This window comes from Adhaeribacter terreus (genome assembly GCF_042657365.1).
Classification (GTDB): domain Bacteria; phylum Bacteroidota; class Bacteroidia; order Cytophagales; family Hymenobacteraceae; genus Adhaeribacter_A; species Adhaeribacter_A terreus.
Map to the genome: position 1 here is coordinate 503,118 of NZ_JBHSKT010000003.1, position 12,568 is coordinate 515,685.

General features: G+C 42.9%; 15 protein-coding genes. 3 read left to right on the forward strand and 12 right to left on the reverse strand.

Annotation, left to right across the window (positions count from 1 at the left end):
* Positions 1–91 precede the first annotated feature (91 nt).
* The 5 genes from ACFPIB_RS07480 to ACFPIB_RS07500 form a co-directional block, all read right to left on the reverse strand.
* Positions 92–874: a C40 family peptidase gene (locus ACFPIB_RS07480; protein WP_378016812.1), complete on the reverse strand. Its 783-nt coding sequence runs from the start codon at positions 872–874 to the stop codon at positions 92–94.
* Between the two features lie 251 nt (positions 875–1,125).
* Positions 1,126–1,752 carry a hypothetical protein gene (locus ACFPIB_RS07485; protein WP_378016813.1) on the reverse strand — a complete coding sequence of 209 codons (627 nt, stop codon included), beginning with the start codon at positions 1,750–1,752 and terminating at the stop codon, positions 1,126–1,128.
* 87 nt (positions 1,753–1,839) lie between these two features.
* On the reverse strand, positions 1,840–2,292 hold the full coding sequence (locus ACFPIB_RS07490; protein WP_378016814.1) for a hypothetical protein: 453 nt from the start codon (positions 2,290–2,292) through the stop codon (positions 1,840–1,842).
* A gap of 432 nt (positions 2,293–2,724) precedes the next feature.
* Positions 2,725–3,198, reverse strand: coding sequence for an SsrA-binding protein SmpB (gene smpB, locus ACFPIB_RS07495; RefSeq protein WP_378016815.1), 474 nt, complete (start codon positions 3,196–3,198; stop codon positions 2,725–2,727).
* Positions 3,179–3,595: a thioesterase family protein gene (locus ACFPIB_RS07500; RefSeq protein WP_378016816.1), complete on the reverse strand. Its 417-nt coding sequence runs from the start codon at positions 3,593–3,595 to the stop codon at positions 3,179–3,181. The genes smpB and ACFPIB_RS07500 overlap by 20 nt, the downstream gene beginning before the upstream one ends.
* Before the next feature lie 526 nt (positions 3,596–4,121).
* On the opposite strand from ACFPIB_RS07500, the gene ACFPIB_RS07505 reads away from it, so the two are divergent.
* Positions 4,122–5,216, forward strand: coding sequence for an AI-2E family transporter (locus ACFPIB_RS07505; RefSeq protein WP_378016817.1), 1,095 nt, complete (start codon positions 4,122–4,124; stop codon positions 5,214–5,216).
* A 43-nt stretch (positions 5,217–5,259) separates the two neighbouring features.
* On the opposite strand, the gene ACFPIB_RS07510 is transcribed toward ACFPIB_RS07505, so the two are convergent.
* The 3 genes from ACFPIB_RS07510 to ACFPIB_RS07520 form a co-directional block, all read right to left on the reverse strand.
* Positions 5,260–5,679 carry an isoaspartyl peptidase/L-asparaginase gene (locus ACFPIB_RS07510; RefSeq protein WP_378016818.1) on the reverse strand — a complete coding sequence of 140 codons (420 nt, stop codon included), beginning with the start codon at positions 5,677–5,679 and terminating at the stop codon, positions 5,260–5,262.
* A 104-nt stretch (positions 5,680–5,783) separates the two neighbouring features.
* Positions 5,784–6,188 carry an isoaspartyl peptidase/L-asparaginase gene (locus ACFPIB_RS07515; protein WP_378016819.1) on the reverse strand — a complete coding sequence of 135 codons (405 nt, stop codon included), beginning with the start codon at positions 6,186–6,188 and terminating at the stop codon, positions 5,784–5,786.
* A 77-nt stretch (positions 6,189–6,265) separates the two neighbouring features.
* The gene (locus tag ACFPIB_RS07520; protein ID WP_378016820.1) at positions 6,266–7,225 is read right to left on the reverse strand and encodes a cyanophycinase; all 960 of its coding nucleotides are present in this window, start codon (positions 7,223–7,225) and stop codon (positions 6,266–6,268) included.
* 374 nt (positions 7,226–7,599) lie between these two features.
* Here ACFPIB_RS07520 and ACFPIB_RS07525 point away from each other — a divergent pair, with 374 nt between their 5' ends.
* Positions 7,600–8,553, forward strand: a complete 954-nt coding sequence (locus ACFPIB_RS07525; RefSeq protein WP_378016821.1) for an alkaline phosphatase family protein — start codon at positions 7,600–7,602, stop codon at positions 8,551–8,553.
* Between the two features lie 82 nt (positions 8,554–8,635).
* Here the strand turns inward: ACFPIB_RS07525 and ACFPIB_RS07530 are convergent, their stop codons facing one another.
* Both ACFPIB_RS07530 and ACFPIB_RS07535 read right to left on the reverse strand, forming a co-directional pair.
* Positions 8,636–9,379 carry a hypothetical protein gene (locus tag ACFPIB_RS07530; protein ID WP_378016822.1) on the reverse strand — a complete coding sequence of 248 codons (744 nt, stop codon included), beginning with the start codon at positions 9,377–9,379 and terminating at the stop codon, positions 8,636–8,638.
* Positions 9,380–9,456: 77 nt separating this feature from the next.
* Complete coding sequence (locus ACFPIB_RS07535; protein WP_378016823.1) at positions 9,457–9,975, reverse strand: NUDIX domain-containing protein; 519 nt, start codon at positions 9,973–9,975, stop codon at positions 9,457–9,459.
* A gap of 123 nt (positions 9,976–10,098) precedes the next feature.
* Here ACFPIB_RS07535 and ACFPIB_RS07540 point away from each other — a divergent pair, with 123 nt between their 5' ends.
* The gene (locus ACFPIB_RS07540) at positions 10,099–10,533 is read left to right on the forward strand and encodes a hypothetical protein (protein ID WP_378016824.1); all 435 of its coding nucleotides are present in this window, start codon (positions 10,099–10,101) and stop codon (positions 10,531–10,533) included.
* A 73-nt stretch (positions 10,534–10,606) separates the two neighbouring features.
* Here the strand turns inward: ACFPIB_RS07540 and ACFPIB_RS07545 are convergent, their stop codons facing one another.
* Positions 10,607–11,506: a hypothetical protein gene (locus tag ACFPIB_RS07545; RefSeq protein ID WP_378016825.1), complete on the reverse strand. Its 900-nt coding sequence runs from the start codon at positions 11,504–11,506 to the stop codon at positions 10,607–10,609.
* Between the two features lie 226 nt (positions 11,507–11,732).
* Positions 11,733–12,134: a thiol-disulfide oxidoreductase DCC family protein gene (locus tag ACFPIB_RS07550; RefSeq protein WP_378016826.1), complete on the reverse strand. Its 402-nt coding sequence runs from the start codon at positions 12,132–12,134 to the stop codon at positions 11,733–11,735.
* Between the last annotated feature and the right edge of the window lie 434 nt (positions 12,135–12,568).

Consider the following 12,568-nt stretch of genomic DNA (forward strand, 5'->3'; position numbering starts at 1 on the left):
GAATGGCAGGTGTTTAAGCTCAGCGGAACAGAAAAATGCAGCAAGAAAACGCTATGCTTTCAGCCTGAAAAACTCAAAGAAAACAGGAAAATTACTTTACCGGAAACAGGCGTTTGATAAGCCGCAGTTTATGCGAATACCGTTTGCGCTGCTGGTTGTAAATGCCGTAATGATCCAATTGATCGATGCGAACTTCGCCGTGCGCATGAATGATCTGCTGGTTATCGAGCATAATGCCCACGTGAATAATGCGGCTTTCGTCGTTATCAAAAAAAGCAAGATCGCCGGTACGCGCTAAACTTACAAAATGCACTTCTTCGCCCAAAGCAACTTGCTGATACGCATCGCGCGGTAATTGCACGCCGCAAATGCCCATTACCTGTTGCGTAAATCCCGAACAATCGATGCCAAAAATGGATTTACCACCCCAAACGTAAGGCGCTTTCAAAAACGTGGTAGCAATTTTAGCCAGAAAAGCCGGACGATATTCAGTGCTTAAATTGGAGGCGCGTCCGTTGTAAAGCAATTTCTCATGCCCCAGCCGCAGATTTATGCCATCGAAAAACGGTAGGATGCTGCCCATTAAAACCGGCGTTACCGCATTGGCTGAACTTACGGTCTGCACAATATCTAAACTGCGCGGGTGCGACGTAGCTTTCCACTCCAGAAAATATTCGTCGGTTACAGCAAAATGCTGCTTAAAATCGATCCAGCCAATGTAATTATCAGAAGCAATTTGTATCTGGAACCAGTTGCCTTCTTTTTGCAAAACCTGGTAGCATTCACCGAAAAATAATTGTGTTACTAGTTCCGCTTTATCCGAAGGTTCGCTTCTGACCGGTACATTGCTCAGGCTGCAGATTCCGTAGTCCACGTGTTAAATTTGGAGATTTGTAAATTTGAAGTTTTGAAAGCGCAAAGGTAAGGAATTTGAAGTTTTTAAATTTGGAATTTGTTTTATGAAAAATTTGGATGGATAACGGCTGGGCTTTGCGGCGGGCGGGGAAATTGCCTGCAGGTCCGTTACCCACCGGTTTTTGGTTTTTGAAAGTTAACAGAATTGCACTTGGCACGGAAACCCGCCTGACGTAAAGCTTTGGTTATAAGTTGTTTTTCTTTCTACAGTTATTGTTTTGTTGCCTGCCTAAAGCTTCTTTTAATATAATATTCATAAGCCCAGTTCCCAATTAGTCCAAGCAAACCAATACTCAGGATTAAAATTCTAATTTCAAAAAGTTCGATATAAGCTTTGCCAAAAAAGTATATTAGCAATAATAAACCGCAGACAACATTTATGGTATTCACTAACCAAAGTTTTTGACCGTAAGTTGAGTAATTTAGCCAATTTTTAAAGCTATCATTTTTGGGGTCGGTAGTTGTTAAATATTTGTATATAGGAGTTGAAGTTTTATAATCCCTAAGACGGTAGGCTGCCATTCCTTTGAAATGTAAAATTCCGTTATACCAATCGTCTTTTAGGTCATCAGCATATAGTCTGCTTATTTCGCTGTCAATAAGTTTTAAATTTTTGTCAGCAAAATCAACAGTTTCGTTAAAACGGTCTTTTTGGTAAATAGCATTTAAATATTGCCAAGTCATTTCAATAAAAACCTTAAGCTCATTTTTGTCATTAATTGTATTAATGTTGTTTAGAAGCAAGCTGTTATTTACAAAAAAGTCAATTACAAAGTCTGGTTTGTTTTCAAAGGTCGACCTGAAATCACCATATATTCTTTCAAGGTTACTTGTCATATTTTTGTTTTAACCTAAAATGGCTTATAACGTACTAGGCTATGCGGCGGCGAAGCTGCCGTATAGGTGTGGTTAGCTAATTTTCTTTTATCTCTCTTTCAGTTCTTTAGGCACAAGATTTTCGAAGATATACTCATTTCTATCAACAGGGTAATTTTGATTATGGACCAGAAAATTAAGATTATCCTCAAAATACAAGTTAATACCAAAACTCAATGATTCATTATTTTTTAAAACTATCTCTTTATAACCCAATAGCTGTTTCCCGATGTATTTTCTAAATTCTGGGAAATAAAAATCGATGTGCTCAATTGGATATTTAAACTCATCGTCACCGTAAAATTCAACTTGACCAAACGAATCCTCTTCTTTTGAAATTTGTGTCATTTCATCAGTTGACATAATACGAATCCATTTGTCGAATTTAAGAAAGGTCACATTAATCCTATCGACAAGTTCTCCTTTTAAAAGGAACGATTGTAGTTTGCCTTCTTTTAATTTTTGGCCAATAGCAGATTGAATAAGTTCTTCTCCTTTCATTTGAATATTTGCTAACTACTGGATATAAAACACTACTACGGTTATCTGCAATATATCTGTAGGTTTCTTACCCGATTTTGCTACCGTTTTGATATCTAACCTTTCACAAACGGGTTTCATACTCAAATTTAACAAAGATTTTCAGATACCCAACAGGCAAGTAAAGCATTCTGGTTTCAGTACTTTTTCCGCTCATACATATCGTTAACCCAGCGCGCTCCGCACTATTGGGGTTAAAATCTCCTGATTGGCTTTTAACAATTTATTTCACAAAATTTGATAGCACAGTTTCGGCAATTTCTCTGTTTTTTCTTGTTTCAGGTTTTACGCCTATCGGGAAATTGGCTTTCCGGAAAATGCGTGAAGCACTGCGCTAACTTTATGCATAACTGAGTTTCAAAATTAGCTTGAGCACATTAAAAAATCAGCACATTAATACCCACTCCTATCCATTTCCCGCTTCTGATCCTTTGCTTTAATGTCTTCGCGTTTATCGAACAGTTTTTTACCTCGCGCCAGCGCAATTTCTACTTTGGCAAAACCGCGTTCGCTTATAAAGATCCGGATAGGAATAATGGTTAAACCCTGCTCCTGGCTTTTCTTTTCCAGCTGGTTCAGCTCGCGCTTATTAAGCAAGAGTTTGCGCTCGCGCATCGGTTCGTGGTTGTTGTAAGTGCCTTCGGTAAATTTGGCAATGTGCATCTGGTGTACCCACAAACCATCGTTATGAAACGTACAAAATGCATCGCCCATATTCACGTTCCCTTCCCGGATGGATTTTATTTCGGTGCCTTTCAGCATGATGCCCGCCGTGTATTTTACAAGGAACTGGTACTCGAAACTGGCGCGGCGGTTTACAATGTTTACGTGTTTCTGGATCCGGTCTTTATCTTTCGCTTTGGCCATCGGTTTCGGAAGGTTTTTGTAATATTTTCTGTAATTTTTCTTTCTTCAATATCTTTTGTCCGGTTTCGCCGGTAGCTACCAGCCGCTCACCCACTTTCGCTTCGTAGCTGCAGATCAGTTCGTTACGTTCCAACGATTTAACGGTAGCCGTAATTGTAATGGTTTCACCAGCAAATGCCGGACTTTTATGTTCTATGGTAAGCAGCGTACCAATTCCTTCCTCGTCCTCGTCTTTCATTTCGAGCACAAACAAGCGCGAAGCCCATTCTACGGCCTGCGCCAGCGAAAAGGTTGCGCAAACCGGGTGTACCAAACCGGTTTCGAACTGTGCAAAATCAGCTTCTGAAACGGTTTTCTGGTACGTTTTAATATCGCCGGGCCGGAACAGGTTTTTCATGACAAAAGCATAGCGTTTTTGAAGAACCGGCAAGTTAAACAGGTTTTACCAATTCCAATACAGTTTTTTATTTCTCATGAATACCGATCATTTTTATCACAAAGTTTAACAGCTGTCTTCACCCCAAAACGGTATCCTTTCCGCCCCAAAAACTCAAATTTTTTTTCTGAAGCTATTTAATAAATACGCTTGTCATCCTGAACACAATTGAGCGCGGGAGCGCGAAGATTGCGAGCGTAGCGCTGAAGGACCTTATCGGCGGTAAGCAAAAAGCCAGAAATAACATGACTAACAGCCGCCGACAAGTTGTTTCGCTATGGCTCAACATGACAAAAATTTAATGGATATTTTTTAAATCATTCTCTCATTCAACAATTCTCTAATTCAGTCATTCAAAAAAACGCTATGCTTTCGGCCCTAAAAAGTCATAAAACCAGCCTCATCGAAAGTATTCTAAAATTAAAATATTAAAAAATGAAAATATAAACCGGAAAAGCCGTAAAAGAACAAAAGGTAATAAAACTGCATGAAAAGTATTTCGCTTTACCGGCTTAATGCCATTATCCTACTCGGAATTTTGTTCGTAATGGCCATGTATTACGGCCGTGTATTTTTCATTCCGCTTTCGTTTGGCATTATTCTATCTATGCTTATGCTGCCGGTTAGCCGGAAGCTGGAACAGTGGGGCATGAACCGCTTTTGGGCAACTATGGTCTGCGTACTGATCATTCTGCTTTTAGTGGCGGGATTTATTATGATCATTGCGGCGCAGGCTACCAGTTTTTCCGAAGACATGCCCCAGATCCAGGAAAAGCTGCACGAATTGATGAATCAGATCCAGACTTGGATCGAGCAGCAATTTGGCGTATCGCCACAAAAACAGTTAGCCTTTATAAAATCGCAGATCGCTAAATTTTCAGCTTCGGCCAACCGGTTTTTTACTTCCGTTTTACAAGGCACCGTTGGCATTGTAACGGCTTTTGTACTGGTAATTCTCTACATGTTTTTCCTGATGTGGAAACGCGAAAAATACAAGACCTTTATTCTGCAACTCGTTTCATCCGAAAACCAGACCAAAGCCAAAAAAACGCTGGAACAGATCACCAAAGTTTCGGGGCAATATTTAACCGGCCGCCTTATTTCTATGCTTTTTGTGGCGGTTTTCTACAGCATCGCATTCACCATTCTCGGGCTTAAAAATGCCATTCTGATAAGCGTTATTGCCGTTATTCCGAATTTAATTCCTTACGTAGGCGCATTTGTAGGTGCATTTTTCCCGCTTATCATGACACTGATCAGCGGCTCTACGGGCATGTTCATTCCTACGGTCGTGATCTTAATTTCGGGGCAGGCTATCGACAACAATATTATTGAGCCGCTGGTAATGGGTGCCCAACTCAGTCTCAGCCCTATTATGACCATTTTTGCGATCGTGATCGGTGAACTGATCTGGGGAATTCCGGGCATGATCCTTTTCGAGCCGCTTTTTGCAATTATCCGCATTGTTTGCAGCCATATTCCGGAGCTAAACCCGTTCAGTTATGTAATGGGCGATGATTCGGAATTTGAGAAAAAACCGGAATGGATCGCTAAAATCAAAAGAGCCTTTTCAGGTAAATAATCCACTGCAAAGGCTCTTTCCGAATTGATTAAATGTAAAAAAATTACTCTTCTTTCCAGATCGCAACGTAAGTTACTTCATCGTTCTTCCGGCTTCCGCGGAACATTAAATTCGTTTCGAACTGAAACACGATATTGCCTTCTTTATTCAACGCGATCAGGTTGCGGTCGCCGGTAATTTTATCTTTATAGTCCTGACAGGCCTGCACAACTGCATCGTGAAGATTCAGGCTTTTATATTTTACTAAAGCGTGCACATTAAAAGCCACGTTGGCCCGCATAATGCATTCACCATCGCCGGTGCAGGAAATGGCGCAGGTTTCGTTGTTTGCATAAACTCCGGCACCTACCAGCGGCGAATCACCAACCCGGCCTACGTGCTGACCAGCCAGCCCGCCGGTAGAAGTTGCTGCCGCCAGATTTCCGTGTTTATCTAAAGCCACCGCGCCTACCGTATCTTTCATAATAATACTTTTGTCGGGCTCCTTTTTGGCTTTTCAGCCATTGCTTTTTCGTATTCATCTTCCTGCTGGTGCGTTTTAAAATATTCTTCCGGCCGAAATTCTAATCACTGTTCCCGGGCAAATTTTTCGGCGCCTTCAGCCACCAGTAAACAATGCTCCGATCTATCTTTAACGGTTTTAGCCAAGCTGATCGGGTTTTTCACATTTTTAACCGCCGCCACCGCGCCAAGTTTCAGCGAATTCCCGTCCATAATGGAAGCATCAAAAGCAATTCCTTTTTCCTCATCAAAAGCGCCGCCTTTTCCGGCATTGAACAAATAACTGTTTTCCAAGCAACGCACAGCAGCTTCCACAGCATCTACAGCTGTTCCTCCGGTTTCCAGAATTTCATGCCCGGCCTGCAGCGCTTTTTCTATTCCATTGCGGAACGCCGCTTCTTTTTCCGGAGTAATTTCATCGCGGCCTTTATTTTCGGCTCCGCCATGCACTACAATTACAAAATCTGACATGTAGCAGTAGTTCTTAATTTGATATTCTTTTTAATAATAAATGTTGGTTCTGTTAAAAAGCACTCTTATTACCGGCATTACGCGAAAGTCTGCTGCCGCCGGTTCAGGTTGTAGGTTTGCCCCCGCGACAGGAAATGGACTTTCATATCGCACATGGTTATCGGTTCCCCATCCTTAATTTCAGCTAAGTTGGTGTAAGACATCGGGTGGCCATCTATTACAGTTACAATACCACTGCCAATTACTTCCATATTCATGCCATTGGTAACCACTACGGCGGTATCTTCTTCCAGCCCGATGCCAATAGCACCCGGATTTAAGGCAATGATATGGGCCATTCGCACAATGCGACCGCGGGCAATAAAATGCGTGTCTACGGCCACATCTTTCAGAAATTCCAAACCGGTTGCCATGCGTACTTCCCCTTTCAGGTAACCCGAATCGTTGGCGCCGCCCTGGTAGATCATAGGCGTAGAAAGCGCCATTGCGCCGGCACTGGTTCCCGCAATTACAATTGCTTCCCGGGTAAACCGGTCTTTCAAAATATCGAGGAATTCGGTACCACCCAGAAAAGAGGTAATGCGCAGCTGGTCGCCGCCGGTAAAAATAACCCCCCTGGCATTTCTGGCCATTTCCAGATACAATTCTTTGTTGGAGTCTTCCCTGCTCCGGATATCAGCTATCTGTACATTCGTGAATTTTAAATGCTTGAATACTTTTATATAATCCTGCGCGGCTTGTTCCGGTTCTTGCGAAGCCGTAGGAATCACAACCACCGAAGGTTCGCCATTGCCTTTAATTTCATCTATGAACCGCTGCAGAATGGCGTATTTTTCAAAGTTTTCGTTTTCATCCTGGTTAGAACCTATTTCCGGTTCACCGCCTTTACTTTCGCTGCCGCCAATCGCGATCAACTTTCCTTTTGGTTCCGGAAGCTTGCTTTTACTATTGTGGTGTTTATGCGTATGTTCGGTAAACATCACATCACTTTTATCGTCAGCATTTTTCTGGTTAACTGATTTCGATTTTGTACTCATAATTTAATTCAGTTAAGAGAGGAAGTAAAATACTTTGTTAAGGAAATATTGATTATACGGTATCCTTTATATAAGTTTTTTATTTATATGGTATTCATCCATTGCTTCAAACCGCATATATAACCTCATTATTTAAGCCGGAAAAACTCAACGAACGTATGCGTTTACGATTAAATAAAGCCTGAATATTGAAGTGCTATCTGAATAAAAACCCTGCTCAATACGGAGGGAATTTAAATCATTCCGACCTGAATTTTAAACAAAAAATTGGCAATGCCGCCACCCGGAACTTTATGAAACCCGTAGGCAGTTTTGATAGAACACGTCAGAAAAAAAATCTGCCATAGAACTTTACTTTTACTTCAGAAATGTTAATGTTTTTAAGTATACTTTTTCATATCCAAACCATAGCGTTTTCAGGCGGTAATAACCTGAAAATTGCAGCTCCAGAAGCGAAAGTTTATAGGACCAAAAATGTAATTGTAGTTGTAGTAGATGGTCCGCGATATTCGGAAACCTGGGGAAGTAAAAACCAGGAACACATTCCCAGAATGGCGCATGATCTGGCAAAAGCAGGTGTAATAAATACCGCATTTTACAATACCGGGCCAACCTATACCAATGCCGGCCACGCAGCTATAACCACTGGCTTTTATCAGCAGATAAATAATGCGGGCCGTGAACTGCCCCGTAATCCGAACTTTATGCAGCTCTGGTTGCAGCATAGAGGTAACTCAAACAATAAAGCCTGGATCGTTACCAGCAAAGACAAACTCCATATTCTGGCCGATACCAGAAACAAAACCTATCACGGAAAATTTTTGCCTATGATCAATTGCGGCATAAACGGTCCTGGGTCCGGTTACCGGACCGATTCGGTAACGTTACGAATCAGCAGGCAGATCTTGCAACAGGAGAAACCGAATTTGCTGCTTGTGAATTTTAAAGAACCCGATTCGCGGGCGCATAGCAACGATTGGGAAGGCTATTTGCAAGGCATAAAAACCACCGACGAATATGTTTACCAGCTGTGGAAATTTCTGGAAGAAGATGAGCATTATCGGGGCACAACAACTTTAATTGTAACGAACGACCACGGCCGGCATCCGGACGGCCATGCCGATGGTTTTGTGTCGCACGGAGATAAATGCCAGGGTTGCCGCCACCTGAATTTTTACGCTTCCGGACCCGATTTTAAAAAGAATACGATCCTGAAAACTTCTTATAACCAAACCGATATTCCCGTTACCATTGCCGAATTGCTCGGCTTCCGGATCCCGAAAAGCAAAGGAAAAATTATGTGGGAATTATTTTCGGAAAAACCCTGAACCACAGGTTTAAAAACGGTATGCTTTTAAAGCAAAAAACCCCGCAAAGTTGCGGGGTTTTTCTTTTCATATTCCAAATGTTCTACAACCGGAAATTCCGGGAATCGAAGAAATCTTCATCGTGGTGGTTTGGTCCGGCATTGTGCCAGCCGGCGCCGTGACGGCGGCTTTCCTGTTCAATTTGCCGGCGGCGCATTTCATCTTCCCGACGTTCTTCCTCACGAATAGCGCGCTGGCTTCTGTCTTCGGCGCTCGGGTAGTTTTCTGCATTTGGCCAGTGGCGCAGTTCGTTTCTATGCATTCTTTCCCGACGATGGGCTTCATAACGTTCTCTTTCATGCCGCGGATGAACCAAGTTATTCCAACCTTCCCGGATTCCCTCGCCAAGGTGTTCAATAAAACTTTCGGGGTGGCGGCGGTGCGGATGGCGGTTTGCTTCGTATTTATCGTCGTAATCTTCGTGCCAGAAATTGCGGTGCCCACTGCGGTAGCGGTAATCGCTGTCTTTATAATCGTTGCGCTCCGACCAGATCCGGTCGTCGTGGTGGCGCCAGGCCGGGTCATTGGCCGGGTAATCCTGGTGCGAACCGGCGTAAAATGATGGTTCATTGCCATATGCAGATCTATTGTAATACTGATCGCTGCGGCTTGGGTAATCTGACCGGTAACCTGGATGGCTGTGGTGGCGGCCCTGATAAGTGCGCTCCGGGTCGTAAGTTTCGTTCCAGGGGCGCGGATTATTTTCGGCTAACTGACGGCCAATGCGCTGATTATCTGCAAACTGGTCGTTCTCATTTTCAAAACTATTGCTTCCAAAACGGTTCATAATAAATAAGTTAAGTGATGAACACAAATACTATATAGTATTTAATAGAAAGTACGAAATTTGAGAACGCAGGTTTATTACTGCTTCTTACATCGTTCCCAAAGCACCGCGATCAGGGTTTTGGCATCTTCGAATGGCGTATTATAGAGTTTTTCGCGCGAAAAGGATACCGTTTTCAGATCTTCGTGTTCGGAAGCTACGCCCCCGCCTTCTGAAATTTTATGGCTTACTTCGGCATAATAAAGCCAGATCTTTTCGGCAAAGCTGCCCGGTGTAGAGTAATACGTGCTGATATACTGCAACTTATCTACGGCATAACCAACTTCCTCTTCAATCTCGCGGACAATGGTATCTTCCGGCTTTTCACCTTCCTTATCGAGCAGGCCGGCCACTATTTCCACCAGCGGTTTTTCGGCTACCAGCCGGTATTGTTCGGTTAAAATAAATTGTTGTTGCACTGTATCGTAAACCAAAGCGGCTACCCCGTTTTTGGGAGTTACCAGGTCGCGGTCTATCAGTTTTCCGTTGTGCTCCAAGGTTACATTTTCTACTTTAAAAAATCCGTTGTAAACTGTTTTGCGTGTTTTAATTCTCACTTATTTTATGCTATATTTAAGGAATTGGCAATTACGAAATGCACACCTTTTAGTATATTGCAATTTCAATATATTACCTTAATCGAAATACTACCTACTGCAAAATTACTACGAAGGTTTATTATGAAAGAGATTTATTACGAAACCGGGCATGTTTGCATCTGGTACGATCTAAGTCAGAGTTTAGGCAGCGCCTCCTGGTTCGGAAGTTTAAGCAGTGCCGATTTTCGCGAAGCTTTTCTGAAATGCACGGAACTGATAACCGAAAAACGCCTGAAAAACTGGCTGGCCGATAACCGTAAAATGGAAATGATGAGCCAGGAAGACCAGAGCTGGGTGGCTTTAATGGCGCCTACCATCTTAAATTCCGGACTAAAAAAAATGGCCACCGTTGTTTCGGAAGACATTTTCCACCACATGGCCATTGTAGATCTTTTCGATAAGGCTAGCGGCGAACTTACGTTTCAGAATCATTATTTTCAGAATCCGAATGAAGCGCTGAAATGGCTGGACTGCGAAATACCGGTCAATGAAAAGCAACAGTTCCTTCAGTTTTAACAGCAAAACGGTATGAAAAAGCATAAAAAAACCCGCAGCGCACTGCGGGTTTTTATTTTTTAAAATGATCTGGTTAGTATAGATCATCGTAACTGCTGCGGCTGCCTCTTTCCGGGTTAGAGCCATAACTGTTGCCTCTCCGGTTGTAAGGCGAACTTTCGTACCAGCTATTTCTGGAAGATTGGTTGTAGCCGCCTTCCGGATTATAATTGCTGCCGTAACCTCCGCTTCTGGAGCCGTATTCGCCTTGCGAACCGTAACGCATGGAGCTGGAGCTGCCATACTGGTTTCTTCCCATATCTGAGCTGCGATAATCGCTTCTTTCGCTGTAATCCTGGGTGCCAAATCTGCCCTGCGAACTCAAATCCGGATTGTAGCCACTGCGTGAACTTCTATTTGGGTCGAAACCTCTTTGCGAGCCATAGTTACCGCTCATAGGTTCAGCATTATAGTCGCTCCGAGAGCTGTAGTTGCCCTGAGAAGAACCGTAACCGCCGGAAGAACCATAACCGCCGGAAGAGCCATAATTACCCGGTGAATAATTGCCGCTTCGGGCGGTGCTGTGGCCTCCGCGGTCAGCTTGCGAACCACGGGAACCGTAGCTGCCATAGCCGCTTTGTGAGCCATAACCCGTATTGTATCCGGAATCGGAACCACGACCGCCGTAACCACCTTGCCATGACTGGCCTTGCGAACCGCGGGCCGAAGAGCCGCTGTATCCAAAATCGCCGCCCATAGAAGGTGAATCGCCGTAGTTGCTTGAAGAACCATAGCTATTGCCATAATTACTACGCGGCGCATTATAATCGTTTTCCAAAGAACTGCCCCAGTTGTTGCGCGACGAGCCTTGCGAACCATAGCCACCCTGCCAGGATGATTGCGGCTCATCGTCGTAATTGCGCATGTTGCGAGAAGAACCGTAATTAGATTGTGAACCCTGATTTCTGCCTTGATTGTACTGATTGTCTCTCATGTTTTGTTAAAGGTTAAGGGTTGGAAATAATTTAAGAAAGATGAATTTGGTAAGCTCTTAAACGGCCTTTCAAAATTTATGTTCAATGATATAAATCATGCAAACCCAACTGTATTCTTAAATTTTCTAAAATCAACAAAAGACAAATTCCTGCCGGAAAGAGCACTAGTTTTCAAGCCAAAAACGGTACCATTTTCGGTATAAAAAGTAAAGGAAAGGGAACGGATTAAAGGAAGCGGCTTTTAAGTTCCGGGGAAGGCAACCAGCAACTTTCCTGTTTGCCAAACCAGCGGTAACGGTTTCGGGCAATAAAATTATAAGTGGCATTACGCAGAAAAGCGGGCAACACAATTCCGGCATAAAATAATTTCCAGCTACCGGGTAACTTTTTCAGAATCCGTAACGCGGCCGTAGACTGGGTATAGCATTTCCCGTTTTCAAATAAAACTACGGAAGCAAGTTGTTCGCCGGAAATATTGCAGCGCTCTAAATAAGGCTTTGCTGCTTCCGATTGTAAAGAGGCAAACTGAAAATATCCTTCCGGGTCGCGCGCAATTACGAACTGCACAAACCCATTGCAAAGGTTGCATACGCCGTCGAAAAAAATGATCGCGTGGTTTCCGGACATTTCAATTTAGTTTTTTGGCCTTTTTTACTACCGTTTTTACGCAGTCAGGGTTTGCTTCGGAAGGTAATATTTTATGAGCTCTTCATAAAGCTTTTGGCTAAAATACGAAAAATAAAAGAGCCGTTCTCAGAGTGTGTTTATTTACTTTTTCCGCTTCAAAGCATAGCATTTTTAAGAGTGAAAGTTGTTTAGAGACTCCTGTAAACAAACTCCAATAAAATCCAATTTCCTGAAAATCAAATAATATTCGCAACACTGCATTACCGGGAGCGTAAAACTGCGCTGTTATTTCTCACCACTAAAATTAAGAAACTGTTTTAAAAGTGAATTAGCGGGATAAAAAAAGTACCCACTTTGGTTAAGAAAGTTATTCGACCAACTATTCAAAACCTCGGTGAGTACCCATCAAAAGAAAGAAAAACGGAAGAGATATC